The organism is Rhodococcus sp. NPDC079359 (genome assembly GCF_040702585.1).
In the GTDB taxonomy this organism is placed as follows: domain Bacteria; phylum Actinomycetota; class Actinomycetes; order Mycobacteriales; family Mycobacteriaceae; genus Rhodococcoides.
In genome coordinates this window covers 421,078-442,458 of record NZ_JBFBLH010000001.1, presented here as the reverse complement: position 1 = coordinate 442,458, position 21,381 = coordinate 421,078, and the positions used below count along the sequence as shown (strand labels likewise).

General features: G+C 65.0%; 21 protein-coding genes. 11 read left to right on the top strand and 10 right to left on the bottom strand.

Annotated elements, in window-relative coordinates; genetic code table 11:
* The first annotated feature begins 85 nt into the window (after positions 1-85).
* The 3 genes from AB0362_RS02135 (at position 86) to AB0362_RS02125 (ending at position 2,723) form a co-directional block, all read left to right on the top strand.
* On the top strand, positions 86-832 hold the full coding sequence (locus tag AB0362_RS02135) for an SDR family oxidoreductase (RefSeq protein ID WP_269594213.1): 747 nt from the start codon (positions 86-88) through the stop codon (positions 830-832).
* A gap of 222 nt (positions 833-1,054) precedes the next feature.
* On the top strand, positions 1,055-2,452 hold the full coding sequence (locus tag AB0362_RS02130) for a sugar porter family MFS transporter (RefSeq protein WP_149405882.1): 1,398 nt from the start codon (positions 1,055-1,057) through the stop codon (positions 2,450-2,452).
* Position 2,453: 1 nt separating this feature from the next.
* Positions 2,454-2,723, top strand: a complete 270-nt coding sequence (locus AB0362_RS02125) for a YciI family protein (protein WP_366234721.1) — start codon at positions 2,454-2,456, stop codon at positions 2,721-2,723.
* On the opposite strand, the gene AB0362_RS02120 is transcribed toward AB0362_RS02125, so the two are convergent.
* Entirely contained in the window at positions 2,693-4,060 is a 1,368-nt protein-coding gene (locus AB0362_RS02120; protein ID WP_366234720.1) for a glycosyltransferase 87 family protein, read from the bottom strand. The genes AB0362_RS02125 and AB0362_RS02120 overlap by 31 nt on opposite strands.
* Positions 4,061-4,227: 167 nt before the next feature.
* Here AB0362_RS02120 and AB0362_RS02115 point away from each other — a divergent pair, with 167 nt between their 5' ends.
* Positions 4,228-5,532, top strand: a complete 1,305-nt coding sequence (locus tag AB0362_RS02115; RefSeq protein ID WP_366234719.1) for an MFS transporter — start codon at positions 4,228-4,230, stop codon at positions 5,530-5,532.
* On the opposite strand, the gene dxs is transcribed toward AB0362_RS02115, so the two are convergent.
* The gene (dxs, locus tag AB0362_RS02110; protein ID WP_366234718.1) at positions 5,519-7,399 is read right to left on the bottom strand and encodes a 1-deoxy-D-xylulose-5-phosphate synthase; all 1,881 of its coding nucleotides are present in this window, start codon (positions 7,397-7,399) and stop codon (positions 5,519-5,521) included. The two genes, AB0362_RS02115 and dxs, sit on opposite strands and share 14 nt — an antisense overlap.
* A 179-nt stretch (positions 7,400-7,578) precedes the next feature.
* Here dxs and glsA point away from each other — a divergent pair, with 179 nt between their 5' ends.
* Entirely contained in the window at positions 7,579-9,405 is a 1,827-nt protein-coding gene (gene glsA / locus AB0362_RS02105) for a glutaminase A (RefSeq protein ID WP_317532451.1), read from the top strand.
* A 42-nt stretch (positions 9,406-9,447) separates the two neighbouring features.
* On the opposite strand, the gene AB0362_RS02100 is transcribed toward glsA, so the two are convergent.
* Positions 9,448-10,206 carry an anti-sigma factor gene (locus tag AB0362_RS02100; protein WP_317532450.1) on the bottom strand — a complete coding sequence of 253 codons (759 nt, stop codon included), beginning with the start codon at positions 10,204-10,206 and terminating at the stop codon, positions 9,448-9,450.
* Positions 10,203-10,958: a sigma-70 family RNA polymerase sigma factor gene (locus AB0362_RS02095; protein WP_094642013.1), complete on the bottom strand. Its 756-nt coding sequence runs from the start codon at positions 10,956-10,958 to the stop codon at positions 10,203-10,205. Before AB0362_RS02095 ends, AB0362_RS02100 begins: the two co-directional genes overlap by 4 nt.
* A gap of 181 nt (positions 10,959-11,139) precedes the next feature.
* Between AB0362_RS02095 and AB0362_RS02090 the strand changes: the two genes are divergently transcribed.
* On the top strand, positions 11,140-12,174 hold the full coding sequence (locus tag AB0362_RS02090; protein WP_366234717.1) for an ATP-binding cassette domain-containing protein: 1,035 nt from the start codon (positions 11,140-11,142) through the stop codon (positions 12,172-12,174).
* Complete coding sequence (locus AB0362_RS02085) at positions 12,171-13,010, top strand: ABC transporter permease (RefSeq protein ID WP_269596107.1); 840 nt, start codon at positions 12,171-12,173, stop codon at positions 13,008-13,010. Before AB0362_RS02090 ends, AB0362_RS02085 begins: the two co-directional genes overlap by 4 nt.
* 24 nt (positions 13,011-13,034) lie before the next feature.
* On the opposite strand, the gene AB0362_RS02080 is transcribed toward AB0362_RS02085, so the two are convergent.
* Positions 13,035-13,556 carry a CGNR zinc finger domain-containing protein gene (locus AB0362_RS02080; RefSeq protein WP_366234716.1) on the bottom strand — a complete coding sequence of 174 codons (522 nt, stop codon included), beginning with the start codon at positions 13,554-13,556 and terminating at the stop codon, positions 13,035-13,037.
* Positions 13,557-13,581: 25 nt separating this feature from the next.
* Here AB0362_RS02080 and AB0362_RS02075 point away from each other — a divergent pair, with 25 nt between their 5' ends.
* Positions 13,582-13,743, top strand: a complete 162-nt coding sequence (locus tag AB0362_RS02075; RefSeq protein ID WP_179272008.1) for a hypothetical protein — start codon at positions 13,582-13,584, stop codon at positions 13,741-13,743.
* Between the two features lie 13 nt (positions 13,744-13,756).
* On the opposite strand, the gene AB0362_RS02070 is transcribed toward AB0362_RS02075, so the two are convergent.
* Both AB0362_RS02070 and AB0362_RS02065 read right to left on the bottom strand, forming a co-directional pair.
* Entirely contained in the window at positions 13,757-15,028 is a 1,272-nt protein-coding gene (locus AB0362_RS02070) for a TRAM domain-containing protein (protein WP_366234715.1), read from the bottom strand.
* Positions 15,025-17,022, bottom strand: a complete 1,998-nt coding sequence (locus AB0362_RS02065) for an APC family permease (RefSeq protein ID WP_068050635.1) — start codon at positions 17,020-17,022, stop codon at positions 15,025-15,027. The genes AB0362_RS02070 and AB0362_RS02065 overlap by 4 nt, the downstream gene beginning before the upstream one ends.
* Positions 17,023-17,198: 176 nt before the next feature.
* On the opposite strand from AB0362_RS02065, the gene AB0362_RS02060 reads away from it, so the two are divergent.
* Positions 17,199-17,864, top strand: a complete 666-nt coding sequence (locus tag AB0362_RS02060; RefSeq protein ID WP_188078627.1) for a TrkA family potassium uptake protein — start codon at positions 17,199-17,201, stop codon at positions 17,862-17,864.
* A gap of 49 nt (positions 17,865-17,913) precedes the next feature.
* The gene (locus AB0362_RS02055; RefSeq protein ID WP_068050636.1) at positions 17,914-18,573 is read left to right on the top strand and encodes a TrkA family potassium uptake protein; all 660 of its coding nucleotides are present in this window, start codon (positions 17,914-17,916) and stop codon (positions 18,571-18,573) included.
* Here AB0362_RS02055 and AB0362_RS02050 read toward each other — a convergent pair.
* Positions 18,547-19,200, bottom strand: a complete 654-nt coding sequence (locus AB0362_RS02050; protein WP_366234967.1) for a DUF3159 domain-containing protein — start codon at positions 19,198-19,200, stop codon at positions 18,547-18,549. The genes AB0362_RS02055 and AB0362_RS02050 overlap by 27 nt on opposite strands.
* Positions 19,201-19,321: 121 nt before the next feature.
* The gene (locus AB0362_RS02045; RefSeq protein WP_068050637.1) at positions 19,322-19,699 is read right to left on the bottom strand and encodes an OB-fold nucleic acid binding domain-containing protein; all 378 of its coding nucleotides are present in this window, start codon (positions 19,697-19,699) and stop codon (positions 19,322-19,324) included.
* 122 nt (positions 19,700-19,821) lie between these two features.
* Here AB0362_RS02045 and AB0362_RS02040 point away from each other — a divergent pair, with 122 nt between their 5' ends.
* Positions 19,822-20,544: an alpha/beta fold hydrolase gene (locus AB0362_RS02040; protein WP_317784259.1), complete on the top strand. Its 723-nt coding sequence runs from the start codon at positions 19,822-19,824 to the stop codon at positions 20,542-20,544.
* On the opposite strand, the gene AB0362_RS02035 is transcribed toward AB0362_RS02040, so the two are convergent.
* A complete protein-coding gene (locus AB0362_RS02035; RefSeq protein WP_300521800.1) occupies positions 20,526-21,368 on the bottom strand; it encodes a DUF3710 domain-containing protein in 843 nt (280 codons plus the stop codon). The two genes, AB0362_RS02040 and AB0362_RS02035, sit on opposite strands and share 19 nt — an antisense overlap.
* Between the last annotated feature and the right edge of the window lie 13 nt (positions 21,369-21,381).

Below are 21,381 nucleotides of genomic sequence, written 5' to 3'. Positions count from 1 at the left end.
ATACATTCGTCGCGGCTGTGTCGTCAGAGAGTAGAGGCCCGCCACATGCGGTCCGATCAACTCTCGAGAAACAGGTGGATACACGATGAAGCTAGCCGTAGCCGGGGGAACCGGAACAGTCGGAGTGCACGTGGTCGAGGTTGCGCGTGAACGCGGCCACGACGTGGTCGTTCTGTCGCGATCTGCGGGTGTGGATCTCGTCACCGGGGCAGGACTGTCCGACGCCATGGCCGGAGTCGAGGCGGTCGTGGACGTCGCGTCGACGCGGACAGTCTCGGCGAAAGAGTCGACGGCGTTCTTCGCCGCCGTCACGCGAAACCTGCTCGACGCGGAGAGCGCGGCCGGTGTCGGCCATCACCTGGCGCTGTCGATCGTCGGAATAGACAAGGCACCGCACGGCTACTACGCCGGAAAGGTGGAGCAGGAGAGCCTCGTTGGTGCTGGAGCAGTGCCCTGGACGATCCTTCGAGCCACCCAGTTCCACGAGTTCGCCGGCCAGATCCGCGCGCAGGCGTCGTTCGGTCCGGTGAGCATCATCCCGAAGATGGTCTCGCAACCGATCGCGGCCCGCGAGGTCGCCGAACGACTGATCGACCTCGCGGAGCGGTCCCCGGCAGGTCGGGTCGCGGATCTCGGTGGACCACGTGAAGAACGCATGGCCGAGATGGTGCGGCGCTACGCACGGGCCATCGGTGCGCGCGGCCTGGTGCTCGAAGTCCCGATCCCCGGCGCGTACGGTCGCGCGATGCGAGACGGAACGCTGGTCACCACGACCGAGTCGGATCACGGTCTCCAGACCTTCGATCAGTGGTCGGCCGCCCAGGCGCACTAGCCATCTGCCGCCGAACTCGAAGCTGTGGACGACTTTCGGCAGTTTCCCGTCCGCAACTTCGAGTTCGACAGCCGGAATATCGGACAATTCACCTTTTTCGGCGAGCCGATTCCTGTACGCCACGAATATCGAGTCGATTTCGCTCCCACTCCGTCGGTGCGAGGACGATGATGGCGATCGACCACCAAGGATGCTGGTTCACCTCGAAAGCTGGGTCACGTGATGACGCAATCCACCGATCGGCACACTGCCAAAGTCATCGGAGTCACGATTGCCGCCGCTGTCGGCGGTTTCCTGTTCGGGTTCGATTCGTCCGTCGTCAACGGCGCGGTGGACTCCATCCAGGAGAACTTCGCACTGTCGTCGTTCGTCACCGGCTTCGCGGTGGCCATCGCACTTCTCGGTTGCGCGGTCGGTGCCTGGTTCGCCGGCCGACTCGCCGACAGCTGGGGCCGAAAGAAGGTGATGCTGCTCGGTTCCGCACTGTTCACCATCTCGTCGGTGGGATCCGGGTTCGCGTTCAGCGTCCCGGATCTCATGCTCTGGCGTGTACTCGGCGGCCTGGGCATCGGCATCGCATCGGTGATCGCGCCCGCATACATTTCGGAGATAGCCCCGGCCCGCTATCGAGGTGGATTGGCCTCGCTGCAGCAGCTGGCCATCACCATCGGAATCTTCGCTGCTCTGCTGTCGGACGCGGTGCTGCAGAACGCCGCAGGTGGGCCGTCGAACGACCTGTGGTTCGGACTCGAGGCCTGGCGGTGGATGTTCCTGGTCGGCGTCGCACCGGCACTCGTCTACGGTTTTCTCGCCACGCTGATTCCCGAGTCGCCCCGATACCTCGTCGGAAAACATCTCGACGAGGAAGCGGCCCGCATTCTGGGAGACATCACCGGGGAGGTGAACCCGAACGAGAGGGTGAAACAGATCCGACTGACCTTGCGTCGGGAATCGAAATCATCTTTCGCCGATATTCGTGGACCGAAGTTCGGGCTGCAACCGATCGTCTGGGTCGGTATCACCATGGCCATCCTGCAGCAGTTCGTCGGAATCAACGCGATCTTCTACTATTCGACGACTCTGTGGAAGTCCGTCGGCTTCAGCGAGAATCAATCGTTCGTCACCTCGGTCATCACTTCGGTCATCAATGTCACGATGACATTCGTCGCCATCTTGTTCGTCGACCGATTCGGCCGACGAAATCTGCTCATGATCGGCTCGATCGGAATGTTCGTCGGCCTCGTACTCGCGGCCGTCTCGTTCAGCCAGGCAGTGGGTAGCGGGGACCAACTCGAATTGCCGTCGCCGTGGGGCCCTGTGGCTCTCGTCGGTGCCAACCTCTTCGTCGTGTTCTTCGCCGCAACCTGGGGCCCGATCATGTGGGTGATGCTCGGAGAGATGTTCCCCAACCGAATGCGAGCCGTCGCACTCGGTATCAGTACTGCCGCGAACTGGATTGCCAACTTCGCCATCACACTCGCATTTCCGCCGTTGTCCGACACCATCGGACTCGGATTCATCTATTCGTTCTTTGCGTTCTTCGCGATCGTGTCCTTCTTCTTCGTCAAGTACAAGATCAAGGAAACCAAAGGAATGGAGCTCGAGGACATGGAGATCTGACATGCCGATGTTCGTCGTCGAATACGCGTACACCCCCGAGACCTCCTCGGGCCGTGACGATCACCGCACCGATCACCGCGCCTGGTTGCGAGAACTCGAGCGCCGCAAGATCCTCCGATCGTCGAGCCCGCTCGCCGATCACAGTGGTGCCACGATGATCGTCGAAGGCACCGACAAAGCAAGTGTGGAGCGGATGTTCGCACTCGACCCCTTCGCCCTGGCCCATCTGATAGATCGCGTTCAGATCGAAGAATTGGTCGCTGGGACGTAACGGATCGTCGAGTCCTTGCGCAATCCTGTCGCCGCTACCGCCAGAACGATCACGTAGACAACGCAATACGCGTTCCGCAGTCCTCCGTCGAGAATCGGCGATACGGACTGCATGAACGTGCCGATCACCACCACATCGGCCTGAGTGCGATACCAGGCCACGAAAGGCGCTGTGGCGGCGAGTACTCCGAGAACGCGGAGGATGCGGTGTCGTGTGCTCGACCGCGAACACGCGTCGAGTCCGATCACCAGCAGCGGAACGCACCACACCCAGTGATGGCCCCAGGAGAACGGCGAGACCATCGGGGCCGTGAGACCGCACAGCGTCATCGCCAGCAGTGTTCTACCCGCCCGGTGAGCTCGATACGAGACCCACATCCCCGCGGCAAGGACGACCACCGCCACCGGCAACCACACGAACACAGGCGGATGCTCGGTTCCCCACGCCCGCGCCACCATCCCCCGAACCGACTGATTGGCGGGAGACGTGGTCGACCCCACCCGGTCCGAGGCGAGGATCGCAGAGGTCCAATAGCGCCACGCGTCGGAGAACACGACCACGAACCCGATCAGCACCGTGACAAGACCGGTGACGGCCGCGGTCCATGCCGTTCGCCACTGCTTCTGCACGATCGACATGACGACGAACAGGCCCGGCGTCAGCTTCAGGCCGGCCGCGATTCCGACACCGACCCCTCGGAACCGACTGCCCTCGGGCCGACCGAGATCCCACAGCACCAACGCGAGCAACAGCAGATTGATCTGGCCCAACCACAGCGACATGCGCACCGGCTCGAGCCACGAGCACCCAACTGCAAGAGCCACACTCACCACCTTGGTCCGCGTGCTGTTCTCGTAACCGAGTCGACGCCAACTGAGATGGACCACTCCGTAGAGCAATACGACGTTGGATATGTTCACCAGCAATCCGGTGGCGGTATCGGACAGCAAGCCCAGAGGCGCGAACAGCACCGCGGCGAACGGCGGATACGTGAACGGTAGCGTGCCGAACAACGAGAACGAGTACAGCCCTTCGCCACTGAGCACGGTTGCGCCGCCGTGCCGGTAGACGAGAGCGTCGACACCGTTGCCGAACAATCCGTACAACGAGTCGAACGACAGCAAACGATCGTGAGCGGCGAATGCCACCACACCGATCACTGCCGACATCGCCACGAACCACCGCGAATGTCGTCGCTCCACCCCGTCGTTCCGGGAATCCAGAGCAGGAGCGTCATCCACGCATTCGACGGCCGCCCAGTCGGAGTCACCGGTGCCGAGAGCCGGATCGACTCGGCTGTCCGAGACGTCGGTTCTACCGTCGAAGACGAGGGTCATGGACAAAACATGCCAGTCGTCCCGGTTTGTGCAGCAACGACACACCAGTCACACAGGTCACATATTCGCAAAGAAAATAGTCGGCTGGGTCGACAAGGTTTTCACCTGACCGGTAGTGCATTGTGAGCTATCGAAACAATCCGTGGATCCGACACCGGAAGCAGGCAATGAATTTCCGAACCGTGTTCGCTGTCGTCACCGTCGTGGCATTCGGTCTCTGCCTGCGCCTGTTGTTCGGCAGCACCTCTGCCCTCACCTCGGATATTGCAGCGTTCTACTCTGCCGACTCCGTCTCGATGGCGCTGTTGACGACGGGACCGGTGATCATCCTCGGTGTGTGCGCGGCCGTGGCGGGGTACTTGCTGCGTCGCGCGCGGGTGACACACGTGCTCGTCGGATGCTTGATTGTCATCGCGTTCGGCACCGCGGTGCGCGCCGTGCCGTCCTGGCCGGTGCTGGTGGCAGGAACCCTCGTCGCGGCTGCAGGCATTGCGGTGGCGAATGTGTTGGGTCCGGTTCTGGTGCGCGTGATCGTGCGGGAGTGGAGCCTGCAGGAACGACCCGATGGGCGGGAGTGGAGCCTGCAGGAACGACCGGATTGGCAGGAGAGTCCGGCGGTGTCGGCTCGGCGGTTGGGGTTGTTGACCGGCGTGTTGACTGCCGTGATCAGTGCCAGCGCCGGTGTTGCGTCGGGGTTCTCGGTTCCGTTGACGGAGTCGCTCGACGGCGCGTGGCGGTGGGCGCTCGGGTTGTGGGCGGTTCCGGTGGTGATCGCGGTGTTGTGTATGGCACTGCTGTCCCGGATGTTCGCGAGGGCAGGCTCGTCGCCGGCGATGTCCGGTGCCGTGGGATCGCACGGCGGTTCGGGCGTGCTGCGCTCCCCCGTTGCGTGGGCGGTGACGGCGTTCATGGGTGTGCAGTCACTCATGGCGTATTCGTTGATCGCGTGGCTGCCCACGATTTACCAGGATCGCGGAGTGGACCCCGCCGCGTCCGGTCTGTTGTTGACTGCTCTGTCGGTCAGCAGTGTCGTGACTGCGCTGACGGTGCCCAATGTGGCCACCAGGTTGCCGAGACAGAGCGTTCTGGCCGTTGCAGTGGTGCTGCCGACGGTTGTGGGTTTGCTGGGGGTGCTGTCCTCGGCCGATTCCTGGGCGTTGCTGTGGGCCGTGTTGCTCGGACTCGGCCAAGGTGGGCAGTTGTCTCTGGCGATGACGTTGATGAATCTTCGGGCCGCGACGGCGCGGGATGCCGCATCGCTGAGTTCGATGGCACAGACGGTCGGCTACGTCTTGGCAGCCTGCGGCCCGCTGGTGTGCGGCGCTGTGCACTCGGCAACGCAACGGTGGGAACCGTCGGTGCTCTTCCTACTCGTGATGACGGTACCCATGGCAGTCGCGGGCGCGGTGGCCGGACGCCGCGCGTTCTACGGCGTCGACGTCCGGCGGAAAGCCTGCGTCAGAGGCTCTTGACCCAGTGCGAAACCCGCTGCACGACGTCCTCGCAGGTGAGACCGAGTTCGTGGTGGAGCTGCTCGCGCGATGCATGGTCCAGGAATCGTTGTGGCACGCCGAGATCGCGACACGGGGTGTCGACGCCTGCCGCGCGAAGAGCCGCGGACAGAGTCGAACCGATACCACCGTGCAGGCCACTGTCTTCGAGGGTGACCACCATCCGGTAGTCCTCCGCCAATTTCAGCAGCGCCTGCGGGATGGGCAGCACCCATCTGGGGTCGACCACGGCCGCCGAGATGCCGTCCTGTCGGAGTTTCTCCGCGGCGTGCATAGCCAGCGGACCGAACACTCCGACGGCCACGATCAGCACGTCGCCCGTGGCCCCGGACGGCTCGGTCAGTACGTCGACGATTCCGTCCAGTCTGCGTACTGCCGGCACGGTCTCGGTCACTGCGCCCTTCGGAAAGCGCAGGGCGGTGGGTCCGTCGGACGTGGCGATCGCCTCGGCCAACTCTTCTCGCAGTGTCTCGGCATCGCGCGGTGCCGCCACCTTCATGCCGGGAACGATGCCGAGCAGAGACATGTCCCACATGCCGTTGTGGCTGGCACCGTCGGCCCCGGTGACACCGGCGCGGTCCAGTACCACGGTGACCGGCAGTCCGAGCAGCGCCACGTCCATCAGCAATTGGTCGAACGCTCGATTGAGGAAGGTGGAGTAGATCGCGACCACCGGATGCATGCCGCCCAATGCCAGCCCGGCAGCCGACGTCATCGCGTGCTGCTCGGCGATTCCGACGTCGAACAATCGGTCGGGGAAGCGAACTCCGAACGCGGCGAGACCGGTGGGCGCGGCCATCGCTGCGGTGATCGCCACGACGTCTTCGTTCTGCTCGCCCTGCTCGATCAATGCCGCCGAGAACACCGAGGTCCAGTCCGGTGCCGACTTGGATCGCGCCAGTCCGGTCAACGGATCGATGATCCCGGTGGCGTGCATCTGGTCTGCGACGTCGTTCTCGGCGTGAACGTAGCCCATGCCTTTACGCGTCACCGCGTGGACGATGACCGGACCGCCGTACGCCTTGGCTCGGCGCAGAGCCGATTCCATCGCGTGCTGGTCGTGGCCGTCGACAGGACCCAGGTATTTAATGCCGAGATCGGTGAACATCACCTGCGGGCTGATGGCGTCCTTCACACCGGCCTTCATGCCGTGCAACATCGCGTAGGCCGTGGGCCCGACGATCGGAATGCGACGAACGATACGACGACCGTTGTCCAGCACCTTCTCGTACCCGGGCTGGAGCCGTAGAGCCGCCAGATGATCGGCCAGGCCCCCGATGGTCGGGGCATAGGAGCGACCGTTGTCGTTGACGACGATCACCAGGGATCGGTCGCGGCCTGCGGCGATGTTGTTGAGGGCCTCCCAACACATTCCGCCGGTGAGCGCACCGTCGCCGACCACGGCGACGACGTGCCGGTCGGTCTCGCCCTTCAGAGCGAACGCTTTGGCCAGGCCGTCGGCGTAGGAGAGAGAGGCCGACGCGTGCGAGGACTCGACCCAGTCGTGTTCGCTCTCGACCCGTGACGGGTAGCCCGACAGGCCGCCCTGCTTACGAAGCGTGTCGAACAGACCGGTGCGCCCGGTCAGCATCTTGTGCACGTATGCCTGATGACCGGTGTCGAAGATGACGGGATCACGCGGGGAGTCGAAGATGCGATGAATCGCCAGTGTCAGTTCCACCACACCGAGATTGGGACCGAGGTGGCCGCCGGTAGCGGACACCTTCTCGACGAGGAACGCACGGATCTCGCGGGCCACTTCGGCCAGCTCCGCACTGCCGAGGTCGCGCAAGTCCTCGGGCGTCTGAATTCGAGCTAGGACACCCAACGAGATCGCTCCCTCCGGCCGGAAAACACAATGGAAATTTCAGTCTACGGAGTTATCGAGCACTGCTGCTCCGCCCAGCATCGTGACGCCGACAGTACCGTCGAACGTCGAGATGCCCTGGGTCAGCCGCCCCTAACCTGGGCAGTGACGAAACGGACATCACACATACAGTGTGGCCTATGAGCAACGTGGTCGATGCCATCCTGCGCCGAGTTCACGAACTGTGTCGCGACGATACGTCCGGGCAGGTGGCGGACTACATTCCCGAGCTCGCTGCCGTCACGCCGGACGGGTTCGGTATCGCGCTGACGACCACGGACGGTTACGTCTACGAGGTCGGCGACACTCGACTCCCTTTCACGATCCAATCGATCTCCAAGCCGTTCACCTACGCGTTGGCGTTGGCCGACCGGGGCCTGGACGTCGTGGCGAGCAAGATCGACGTCGAGCCGTCCGGTGAACCGTTCAACGAGATCAGCCTCGACCCCGTCACCGAGCGACCACGCAACCCGATGATCAACGCCGGTGCCATCACATCGGCGTCGCTGATCGTCGGGCGAAGTGCCGAGGATCGATTCGAGCGCATTCGAGCCTCGTACTCGCGGTATGCGGGACGGTCTCTGACGTTCAACGACGCCGTCTACCGGTCGGAGGCCCGCACCGGCAATCGCAACCGCGCAATCGGGTACATGCTCCGTTCGTTCGACATCATCGACCACGATCCCGACGCCGCTGTCGATCTGTACTTCCGCCAGTGCTCGATCGACGTCACCGCCGCGGACCTCGCCATGATGGCGGCAACCATGGCCAACAACGGCGTCAATCCACGCACGCGTGAACGCGCATTGGCACCTGCCCTGGTCGAAAGAGTGCTGTCGGTCATGACCACGTGTGGGATGTACGACGGCGCAGGCGACTGGGTCGCGAGGGTCGGCCTGCCGGCCAAGAGTGGGGTGGGAGGCGGGATCCTGGCGGTACTTCCGGGGCAGATGGGCATCGCCGTCTACTCTCCGCGGCTCGACTCGCACGGGAACAGCGTGCGCGGAGTCGCCGCCTGCCGAGAACTCTCGACACGGCTCGAACTGCACTTCCTGCACGTCACCCGAGCGGCGAAATCCTCGATACGGCGCCGATACGTGGTCACCGAGGCACCCTCACGCAAACGGCGATCGGAGGTGGAACAGGCCACCTTGGCTGCCGTGGGCGATCGCGCCCGCGTGTACGAACTGCACGGGGATCTATTGTTCTCCGGTGCCGAGACTGCCGTCCGTGAGATCGGCGACCTCGATCGGGAACTCGATGCCCTCGTCATCGATGTGCGCGGCGTCGACGAGGTCAGTGACATCGCCCGGACGATGTTCGAGGATCTACGTCAGGATCTCGCGGAGCACGGCTGTGTGGTGGGTCTGGTGGATCCCAGGGCGATCATGGGTCACACGACGTCGAGTCTCGACCCGGCGGACCCCGCGGGCCGAACCTACTCGAGCCTGGGTGCGGCCATCCAGTGGGCCGAGAATCTGTTGCTCGATCGTCATTGCGCGGGTGTGCGACAACCGACCGTGGTCACCACGGCCGAGCATCCGTTGCTGGCCGGGCTGTCCGCCGCGCAGTTCGAGGCGGTGACTCCGTATCTGGAGAAGCGGCACTACGCGCGCGGAGATGTGATCGTTCGCCAGGGAGATGCGGCTGCGGGCCTGTTCCTGATGCTGCGTGGTGAGGTGACGTCCACGGCCGTCGCCGCCGACGGTGGCAAGCACCGTATCACCACACTCTCCCCCGGGATGAGCTTCGGTGAGATGCCTCTGCTGATGTCGGTACCGTTCCTGCTCGACATGGTCGCCGACACACCTGTCGATCTCGTGGTGGTGTCGGCGGCGCACTTCCGGGCGCTCACACGCGACGCACCGGAGGTCAAGTTGGCGCTGCTGGAAAATCTCGCCACCGGAGCCTACGGCCAGATGGCAGCGGTGATCAGAACGCTCGGGCGGTTCGACATCGGCCTCTGACCGAACGTCGAACCGCCCGAGGCGACTGTGCGTGTGCTGTTCTCAGGCACCCAGCGTCAGCATCGTGAGCACCTCGGTGGGCTGCGCAGACCCGCCCGCGGGTTCGAGCGAGAACGCGAAGTTCGTCGACGACCCGAGACCGTCGACCACCGTGCCGTCCTCGGAGGTGAGCTGATCCTCGGTCACCACGCCGGCAGAGCGAGGTGAACCGTCCACGAACCACATTTGGTAAACGCGGCCGGGTGGTGGCTGCGGGACTCCGTCGAGATCGACGACTACCGCGTTCTGGGACAGCGAGTACGCCACGGTCGCCGAGCCGCCACCGGGGAACTCCGCCGTCACCTGTCGTGAATCGGGCGCGGCCACGATCTGATCCGCCTGAGACGGCTGCGCATCGTTGCCCATGGTCTGGCTGACCACCACTACGCCGCCGACGGCGACGACCACCGCGGCCGCAGCCGAGACCATCGAGTACCGCCAGGCCTTCGAACGTTCCCGCCGATGCCGGTGCAGTGGCGTGACGTTCGGTGGCAGCTTGTGGACCGTGGGCTCCTGATCGCTGACAGCGACCTGATCGAGCACTCGTTGCCGGAGGCGCTCGGGTGCAGGAGCGGCGTCGGCCGCCGCTGCCAAGGCCAGCGTCTCGTGGATCTCGCCCACGAGGACGTCGAACTGGGCGCGTGCGGTCTCGTCGACGCGCAACCGTTCGGTCTCGATGTCGCGTCGTTCGGCTTCGGTGGTCGCGTGCAGGGCATAGACCTCCGCGTCGTCGAGCAGTCGTTGTCGTGACGATTCGTTCATTGCGGGATCACCCCCAGGCATGTCTTCAATTTGATCAATCCGTCTCGTATGCGCGACTTGATGGTAGGAACCGCGACCCCGAGCCGCTCCGCAACTTCGCGATAGGTGTAACCGCTGTAATAGGCCATTCGGACCGACTCGCTCTGCGTATCGGTCAAAGTGTCGAGACAGGCAACCACGGCCTCCGATTCGAGCCGCTGCGTCACCGTTTCGAGTACCTCGTCGTGCTCCGGTGTGTGACTGACTGCGCCGTACGCGGCCTCACGGTCGGTACCGGACTGCTCGCTCCGAACGCGATCGACGGCGCGACGGTGAGCCAGCGTCATGATCCAGGCCAGTGGACTGCCCTGGTTCGGGTCGTAGTTCGGTGCCGCACGCCAGATCTGGAGGAAGACCTCCTGCGCGGTCTCCTCGCTGTACCCCGGGTCGCGTAGCACCCGCAGCACCATGCCGTACACCCGCGACGACGTCGCGTCGTACAACTCGGCGAACGCCGCCCGATCGCCCTGTGCGACCGACGCCATCAACCGACGGAGACGATCCGTTTCGTCGGCACGCAGGTTCTTGAGCTGTGGACTGGGAACAGCGCACACCGCATCCTCTGCCGCGTAGTTCTCCGAGGCATCGGACGTCGGCCGGTCACGGCCGGCATCCGACGATCCGGACGCATCCGACAACGGCGCGCTCATCGGAAGGTCGTCCCAACAGACGGGTTCATGATCGAGTTCATCGATCACGACACTAGTGGTCATATCGCTCTCATATCGAAACCTCCGCGTTTTCCCGCCGCAGTACATATTCGGAACAAACCGACCGGAGGATGGTTCGGAACCGAAATTCGTTTGCGGAGTTGTGGACCGCGTTTCATCCTTGGTGGAGAATCGGACAATCGTGGGGAATCGGGCAACCGGCCCACCGGAGGGATAGAGAGACATGGCGGCGATCGAGACACACGGTCTGATCAAACGTTTCGGCACGAACATCGCTGTCGACGGAGTCGACCTGTCCATCCCGTCCGGTGGTGTCTACGGCGTGCTCGGGCCCAACGGTGCAGGGAAGACGACGACCATCCGGATGTTGGCCACCCTGCTTCCGATCGACGGAGGCAGCGCCCGGGTCCTGGGTCACGACGTCGCGAACGAACCGGAGGCCGTACGGCAGAAGGTAGCTCTGACAGGACAATTCGCTTCTCTGGACGAGGATCTCACCGGTACGGAGAATCTGGTGCTGCTCGCTCGACTGCTCGGCTACTCACGGCCTGCCGCCCGATCACGAGCCGAGCAGTTGCTGACGGCGTTCGACATCGCCGATGCCGGACCGCGGCAGGTCAAGACCTACTCCGGCGGCATGCGCCGTCGCATCGACATCGCCGCCAGCATCATCGTCACTCCCGAACTGATCTTCCTCGACGAGCCCACCACGGGACTCGACCCTCGCAGCCGAAACCACGTGTGGGAGATCGTCCGCGCGTTGGTCGCGGGCGGAACGACCGTGTTACTGACGACACAGTATCTGGACGAGGCCGATCAACTGGCCGGGCGTGTCGCAGTCATCGATCGAGGCAAGGTCATCGCCGAAGGGACGACGGGCGAGCTGAAGGCATCGGTGGGATCGAATTCACTGCACATGCGAGTTCTCGAAACGTCCCAGCGAACGGCCGCTGCACGGATCCTGCGAGATCTGCTCGGCGACAACGTCACCGAGGACCCGGATCCGTTCACCGTGACCGCACGTTTGGACAATCCGGCACAGGCCGCGCCCGTGCTGCCTGCACTCGAGACCGCAGGCATCCCCATCGCGTCGTTCACGCTGGGGCAACCGAGCTTGGACGAGGTGTTTCTCGCCCTCACCGGCCATGGGGCGGGAGTGGAGCCTGCAGGAACGACCCGAGGGGCGGGAGTGGAGCCTGCAGGAACGACCTATCGGGCCAGCACCACAGTCGAATCCGACCGGGAGGTTGCGTCATGACGACCGAAGCCCAGCAGTCGACGCCACAGGCGTCGACCATCATCGATGTGCTCGGTGCCGCCGGGCCTCGTCCGCCGCGTCCGTCGTCGTTGTCGACGTCGTTGAGCTTCGGGTGGCGTGCGCTGCTCAAGATCAAGCACGTACCCGAGCAATTGTTCGACGTGACGGCCTTTCCCATCATGTTCACGTTGCTCTTCACCTACCTGTTCGGTGGCGCACTGGCCGGGTCGACCGAGGCGTACATCCAGTTCCTGCTCCCCGGCATCCTCGTGCAGACCGTGGTGATGATCACGATGTACACCGGCGTGACCATGAACAAGGACATCGAGAAGGGCGTGTTCGATCGATTCCGTTCGCTGCCCATCTGGCGTCCGTCGCCCCTGGTCGGTGCGCTGCTCGGTGACGTCGTTCGCTACACACTGGCCTCGGTGATCGTGCTGATCCTCGGGTTGGTCCTCGGCTTCAGGCCGCAAGGTGGTGTCCTCGGCGTCGTGGCGTCCATCGCTCTGCTGCTGGTGTTCTCGTTCTGCCTGTCCTGGATCTGGACCATGATCGCGATGATCGTGCGCACCGAGGCCGCGGTCATGGGCGTGTCGATGTTCATCCTGTTTCCGCTCACCTTCGCGAGCAACATCTTCGTCGACCCCAGCACGATGCCCGGTTGGCTGCGCGCGTTCGTCGACGTCAACCCGGTCAGCTTCCTCGTCACGTCACTGCGCGGACTGATGCAGGGCGATGTGGACACCGGTCGGCTGGGAGTGACGCTGGTGCTGTGCGCGGTGTTGCTGGCGGTCTTCGGGCCCATCACGATGCGCCTGTACAACCGAAAGTCCTAGCGAACACGGTGCGCATCGCCTCGATCACGAGGCCGCGCGTGCTCGATGCCTGCGGACCGCGTCGCGATTGGAGCACACCGTTCCGCAGTAGCGTTGCCTGCCTGTCCTCGAGGTGTCGGCGAACGCGAGCGTGCAGTCGGCGGCGGCGCAGCGATCGAGGCGAGACATTCCGCGTCCGGTCAGATGCAACGCTGTGCCTACGCTGACCAAGGCCCTGATGACGCCGCCGAGTGCGATGTTGGGATCGCGATAGTGCATGTGCCAGCCGTCGTCGGCATGGTTGGTCAGCCGCGGGTACGCCGACGCCTGTGCCAGCAGCACATTGAGCTCGTCGGCCCGATCGTTCTCGGTGGTTGCATCCACCACACGGGCCCAGTCACGCAGGAACTCGAGGGTGTCGAGAAGATCGGCGTCGGTTGCTGTCCAGTCCGGTACGAGGCCGGCGTCGACGCAGCGGTTGCCCAGTTCGGTCGCCGACGTGGGCGGTGAATTGAGCAGGTCGATACCGAGTTTCACCGCATATTCACCGTAAGGGTTGATGTGCACAAGACCATTACATCACGATGGACGCATGCACACCGAACACACCACACACACCTGGACCACCCACTCCACCCACGACACGAGCGAGGGACTCGTCGGATATCAGGGGTGCACCTGCGGCGCACAGCGCATCGTGACCGTTCCCACGCACACCTTCGCCCCGGTCGCCGAAGTTGCGTACCGGGCCTGATCGGTCGCCGCCCTCACCGACGAACGAAACGGCCGATGCATTCGACGTGGCTGGTCGAAGGAAAGGCGTCGAATGCGCGCATGTCGATCAATTCGTATCCCGCAGCTCGATACAAGCTCACATCCCGTGCGAACGAGGCCGGATCACATCCGATGTGCACCACCGAACGCGGAGACCTGACGGCGAGGGCATCGATCACGTCCCGTCCGGCACCCGCCCGAGGTGGATCGAGCACCGCAACCGCCGCCGGCTCGGTCAACGTCTCGAACGACCGCTCGACCCGACCCGGCACGAACGAGACCTGCGGTAGATCCTGCAGCGCCGAACGGCCGTCCTCGGCGGCGCGACGGGAGAATTCGACGCTGGTGACTCGGCCGCTCGGACCCACCCGATCGGCCAGCGCGGCGGCGAACACACCGACACCGCCGTACAGATCCCACGCACCGTCACCGGCTGTGGCGTCCGCCCAGTCCCCCACAACGTCGGTGTACACCTGCGGCGCGCCGCGGTGGGCCTGCCAGAATCCGGTGGCGTCGAGGGTCCACGCCCTGTTCGAGACGTGTTCGGTGACCCGACCCGATCCGATCACGGCCTTCTCCGGCCGGGACCGCGACGACGCAGCCCGACGCGCGGCCGCGCCACGACGCCCCGGCGATCGGCGTCCGGTGGGCGAAAGCTGCGCAGGCGCGATCTCCACCACGTGCCGCTCACCTTCCCCGTCGAGCACCACCTGCAGCTCGGCACCCGGCCGCCATTGCTGATCCGCCAGACCCTCGAAGGCCGCGGAATCCATTTGCGGACACGTGAGTTCGGTGACGATCGAGCTACTGCGATAGCGGTGATAGCCGGGCCGTCCGCCGGAATCCACGGCGAGTCGCACACGGGTTCGCCACCCGGTGCCGTCGCCGGACCCCGGTAGTTCCTCCACCTGCACCTCACGCTCGATTCCGGCGACGCGGCGAAGTTGTTCGGCGACGACGAAGGACTTCAATCGCCGTCCGGCATCGGCACTCGCGTGGGAGTAATCGCAGCAGCCCGAGCCGCCGGGTCCGGAGATGGGACAGCGCGCGTCCACCCGGTCCGGAGAGGCAGACAGAATCTCCACGGCATCGGCGCGACAGAACGATCCGCCCCGGTCCTCGGTCACCTTGGCCAGGACCCGTTCACCGGGCAATCCGTGACGCACGAACATCACCCGGCCGTCGTGGCGGGCCACACAGAACCCGCCGTGCCCTGGCGCGCCCAATTCGACCTCGAGCAGCAGCCCGAACCAACTCTCGCTCACTTGCCGGCCGGAGGCTCGTAGCCGCGACGCGACGCACCGGGCGCATTGCCGAGCACCTCACGCTTGGCCTTCTCGGACGACCGAAGCTGCCACGGCACGCTGGTGACCATCACGCCCGGCTGGAACAGCAGTCGGGATTTGAGTCGCAGCGCGCTCTGATTGTGCAGAACCTGCTCCCACCAGTGACCGACCACGTACTCGGGAATGAAGACCGTGACGACGTCCCGAGGCGAATCGCGGCGAACTCGCTTGACGTAATCGAGAACCGGTTTGGTGACCTCTCGGTACGGCGACTCGACGACCTTGAGCGGCACCGTGACGTCACTCGCCTCCCACTCCCTGACCAGCGCGCGCGTGTCGGCTTCGTCGACGTTGACGGTCACCGCCTCGAGCGTGTCGGGCCTGGTCGCCCTGGCGTACGCCAACGCGCGCAGGGTCGGCATGTGCAGCTTCGAGACCAACACGATCGAGTGCGTCCGGCTGGGCAGCACTCCGTCCCATTCCTCGTTCTCGAGTTCACGGGCCACGGTGTCGTAGTGCTTTCTGATCATGCGCATCAGGACGAAGATCGCCACCATCGCCACGATCGCGATCCACGCACCGGCGGCGAACTTGGTGATCAACACGATGACCAGCACCGTTCCGGTCATGCCGAGACCGACACCGTTGACCACCCGCGAGCGCTGCATGCGCCGGCGTTGCTCGGGATCGGTCTCGGTGGCCAACAGCCGCGTCCAGTGCCGAACCATGCCGGTCTGACTGAGGGTGAACGAGACGAACACACCGACGATGTAGAGCTGAATGAGCTTGGTGACCTCGGCGCCGAACACGACGACGAAGGCGATCGCGGCTCCGGACAGGAAGAGGATGCCGTTGCTGAAGGCCAGGCGGTCACCGCGAGTGTGCAATTGGCGCGGCAGATACCGATCCTGTGCCAGCACCGAACCCAGGACCGGGAAACCGTTGAACGCAGTGTTGGCCGCAAGAACGAGAATGAGGGCCGTGACGGTGGTGATGAAGAAGAACCCGATGGGGAATCCGCTGAAGACCGCCTCCGCCAACTGCGCGATGAGCGTCTTCTGTTGGTAGCCCTCCGGCGCTCCGACGAGTTGGTATTCGGGATCCATCGCGTATTTGATGCCGATCTTCTGCGCGAGCAGGATGATGCCCATCAGCAGTGTGATCCCGATGACTCCGAGCAGCAGCAGCGTCGTCGCGGCGTTGCGCGACTTCGGCTTCTCGAATGCCGGTACCCCGTTGCTGATCGCCTCCACCCCGGTCAGTGCCGCACAACCGGACGAGAACGCTCGCGCGATGAGGAAGGCGAACGCGATGCCGTACAGGTGGGAATCCTCGGCCCGCAGATCGAAGGCCGCCGACTCGGCATGGATGTCGTCGCCGAGAACGTAGACCCGGAACAGGCCCCACCCCAGCATCAGGACCATGCCACCCATGAAAGCGTACGTCGGGATGGCGAACGCAGTTCCGGACTCCCGGATGCCGCGGAGATTGACGGAGGTGACCAGGACGATGGCCACGACGGCGAACAGCACCTTGTGCTGGGCCACGAACGGCACCGCGGACCCGATGTTCGACGCGGCCGCCGAAATGGACACGGCCACGGTCAACACGTAGTCGACCAACAGTGCGCTGCCGACCGTCAATCCGGCTGCGGGGCCCAGGTTGGTGGTCGCGACCTCGTAGTCACCACCTCCGGAGGGATAGGCATGCACGTTCTGTCGGTAGCTGGCCACGACGACGGCCATCACCACGCAGACGGCGAGACCGATCCACGGGGTGAACGCGACTGCCGAGATGCCCGCGACCGACAGCACCAGAAAGATCTCCTCGGGTGCATACGCAACCGACGACATGGCGTCCGAGGCGAACACCGGCAACGCGATCCGCTTGGGAAGCAACGTATGACCGAGCTTGTCGCTGCGGAACGGCTTACCGAGCACTAGCCGCTTGGCGGCAGTCGAGACCTTGGACACGCACAGAAGCGTAGGCCGTCCTCCCACGGGCGTCTCAACCACGCGCCCGAAACTGCGTCGGAGCGCACCCTCGATCCGTACGGTGGCCGATCCCCCGATACGTTGGTGCACGCCTGCCGGTCATGGCAGTGTCGGTCGGCAGTGGTCGACCATCGAGATCGGGACGGAGCTGGGCGTTGTACGTAGTTGTGATGGGATGTGGCCGCGTCGGCGCATCGCTGGCCGGGGCGCTCGAACGCATCGGACACGAGGTAGCGATCATCGACCGCGACGAAACAGCCTTTCTGCGTCTGGAACCCGACTTCGCCGGACATCGCGTCGTCGGCATGGGGTTCGACCGAGATGTGTTGGTGAGCGCGGGAATCGAGAAAGCCGAGGCCTTCGCGGCCGTGTCGTCCGGCGACAACTCCAACATTATCTCCGCCCGCGTCGCACGAGAGACGTTCGGCGTCGACAAAGTGGTCGCGAGGATCTACGACGCCAAGCGCGCCGCCGTCTACGAACGCCTCGGCATCCCGACCGTCGCCACCGTCCCCTGGGCCACCGATCGTTTTCTGCACAACCTGCTGCGCGACGACCCCACCACCAAGTGGCGCGATCCGTCGGGCAGCGTCGCCGTCGTCCTGCTCGACTTCCACGACGCCTGGATAGGCAAGAAGCTCTCGGTACTCGAGGAAGCCACCAACTCGCGGGCCGCGTTCGTCATCCGTTTCGGCAGCGGACTGCTACCGGACAAGCGCACCGTGATCCAAGCCGGTGACGAGGTGTACGTCGCCGCGGTCTCGGGAACTGTCGCCGAAGCCATTGCACTGGCGGGCAACCCGCCGCCGTCGGACGACTGATGCACGCGCGCACATTCCCCACCTCCCCCATCGACCCGAACGGGAAGCCATGAAAGTCGCTATCGCCGGAGCCGGCGCAGTCGGCCGATCCATCGCACGCGAATTGATCCGCAGCGAACACGATGTGATGCTCCTCGAACGCAAACTCGACCACGTCGATCAGGCCGCCATCCCGGAAGCGGAATGGGTGCTGGCCGACGCGTGCGAGTTGAGTCTGCTCGAAGCCGCCCACCTCGAGAATTACGACGTGGTGATCGCTGCCACCGGTGACGACAAGGCGAACCTGGTGCTCAGCCTGCTGGCCAAGACCGAGTTCGGCGTCAATCGCGTGGTGGCCAGGGTCAACGATCCACGCAACGAGTGGCTGTTCGATGCCGCCTGGGGCGTCGACGTCGCGGTGTCGACGCCGCGAATGCTCGCGTCCCTGGTCGAAGAAGCCGTGTCGGTAGGCGACCTCGTTCACCTGATGACGTTCCGCAAGGGTCAGGCGAACCTCGTCGAGATCACGCTGCCGGAGAACACTCCCCTGGCAGGAAAGCCGGTCCGCAAGCTCCAATTACCCAGGGACGCAGCGTTGGTGACGATTCTGCGCGGCGGTCGAGTGATCGTTCCACAGCACGACGATCCGCTCGAAGGCGGCGACGAGCTGCTGTTCGTCGCGGCCAAAGAGGTGGAGAACGAACTACGCTCCGCTGTCGGCCTGATCTGACGACAGCCGATCCCGACTGCGGTTCGCGCTCGACGCAGCGTCGAGCGCGCGATCGGCAGCACGCACGGCCCAGAGCGTGACCAACAGCGCCACTCCCGTCAGCGGCCAGCCCATGCCGATGCGGGCGACGGCGAGCCAGCCCGTCTGGTCGGAGTCGTAGAGCTGCGACTGAACGATGTATCGAGCACCGAACACCGATGCCCAGGCGATGGTGGCCACGTCGTAGTAGCGCACAGCCGACCGGTGGCCACGCCACGACGTTCCCTTGCCGTTGAGGTATCCCCAGATGATGCCGACCAACGGCCAGCGCGCGAGCACCGACAACACGAAAGCCGCACCGTAGGCGAGCGAGGTGTAGATGCCGAACAGGAAGTAGCCCTTGGCATCTCCCGTCCGGTATGCAATGAACGCGCAGATCCCGACTCCGAAGAATCCCGAGATGGCGGGTTGAATCGGGCTACGACGAACCAAGCGCCACACCAACACCGCGGCGGCAACTCCCAGAGCGGACCAGAGGGCGACCGACAGGTTGACGTAGCTGTTCACCGGAACGAACACGACGACGGGCAAGGTGGAGTAGACGAGCCCGCTCAGACCGCCGAGCTGTTCGAGGACGGTGGGAGCCACCTTCTCGACGCGGTCCGTGGTCGACGCGTCGGTTGTGGGTTCCGGCGTGTTCGATGTCGGCGTGGGCGGCACGGAATCGTCGCTGTTGGTCACGACAACGAGAGTGCCATACCGGCGACGATCAGCTGTCGTCGCGCAGTTCGTAGTAGGGGTTGTAGACGATCTTGCGTCCGTCTCGTTCGCCGACACGCCCGCGCACGAGCAGAGTCTTGCCGGGCTCGATGCCGGCGATCTTGCGGCGCCCGATCCAGAGCAGCGTCACCGTGTCGGTGCCGTCGAAGAACTCGGCTTCGATGTTCGCATTGGCCGCCTTCGAACAGGCTTCGACGCTACGCAACCGACCGAGCATGGTGACTTCCTCGCCTCGCAAGCAGTCGCACGCTCGCCGAGCCCCGGAGGCTTCGGAGGTTTCGGCCATCTCCTCGGCATCGAGTTGATCGATGTCCTCTGTCAACTTCCGCGTCAAGCGGCGAAAGTATCCTGCGGCAGCGGGTGCCATTGTGCGCTCCAGCGGTGGGGGTCGTTCCCTCGTCAGGGTGGGTACTTCGCCACTGTAGACCCGAAGTGTCACGCTGACCAACCGCCGCTACGGAGGTGTCGGAAGGCGTGCACAATCGTGTCGTGCACAGCCGATTCGACACCCGCACCGCGATCGTTCTACCGGGAACGGGGTCCGATGCCCGGTTCGCCGCCGACGCGTTCTCGGCCGCATTCGAGAGTGTGGGATTGACCACCATCGCGGTCGAACCCGACCCGGCCGCGGTGGTCGAGAGCTACCTGAACGCCCTCGACGACGCTGCGCACCGACACGGACACATCGTGATCGCGGGGATATCCCTCGGGGCCGCGGTAGCGGTTCGATGGGCCGCAGACCACGCATCGAACACTGCGGCTGTTGCACTCGCGCTCCCGGCGTGGACCGGAGACCCGGCCGGCTCCCCCGCGGCCCTGAGCGCGGAGTTCACCGCTCGATCCCTGCGTGAACAGGGGCTCGACGCCGTCACCGCGGCAATGGCAGCGTCGAGCCCGCCGTGGCTCGCGCGCACGCTGCGGAGGTCATGGGCTGCCCAGTGGCCCGCGCTTCCGGACGCGCTGGACGAGGCGGCTCGCCACCGCAGCCCCGAACTCGACGAGCTCGCTCGGCTGGAGCTGCCTGCCGTCGTCGTGGGCGCAGTGGACGATGCGGTCCATCCGATCGAGGTGGCTCGACAGTGGGCGCGGGCGCTACCGAACTGCGCGCTGCGCACCGTGACCCTGGACGACATCGGCAGCGACCCGGGATGCCTCGGCCGAGCGGCGGTCGACGGTCTCGACGGTCCGCAGGCTCAGCCGCCCAGCTGCTGAATCGCCGATCCCGACGCGCCCCGACGCGGCGCGCGGTCACGCTCGGCGGCGGTCGGCTGCGGCGTCGAATCCTGCTGCGGCACAACAGGTTCGGCGGTGGGTACCGCGGCCTGGGGCGGCGCGGCCTGTTGCGCAGCGTTCTGCTGAGCGGCCGCCTGCTGCTGCGCGGCTGCAGCAAGTTGCTCGGCCAGTACCTGCGGCAACACCACCGGCAACGGGGTCCGAACGGGATGCGGCTCGGTACCCCGATCCACCACGGTCTGCCGAAGGATCGTGTGCGCCAGCCGCACGAGCGGTTGGCCCTCGCCCACCGCACCCGACGGACCCGCCAGCACGCAGCGGACCATCCAGCGATAGCCGTCGACTCCGATGAAGCGGAGGTCGGCGTTGGCCGTGACACCGAGGAGTTCGCGTCCCCACGGACCCGTCTCGACCGTCGTCTCGGCCTTGTCGTTGCGCAGAGACGACGCCAGATCGGCTGCCACCTCGCGCCACTGACCGGGCGATTTGGGTGCCGCGTAGGCAGCGATGGTGATGCGCCCGAACTGCGTCACGATGTGCACTGCCTGCGGGCTACCGGCCTGCGACATCTCGACCTGGAGTTGACCGCCCTCCGGCAGCGGAATCAGCACCGAGCCGAGGTCGAGTCGGGTCTTGGCGACGGTCTCGCGATCGTCGTCGAGGTCCTCGAGATCGTGGGGCCCGTCTGCGGTCGTGTCCGCGGCCTCGACATCGTCGTCTTCGTCTTCGACGCTGTCGACGAATGGCTCCGCACCGGGCGCGGAGGCACTGCCGGCGTCGTTCTTCTTACGCCGTCCGAACATGTTCAGCTCTCTT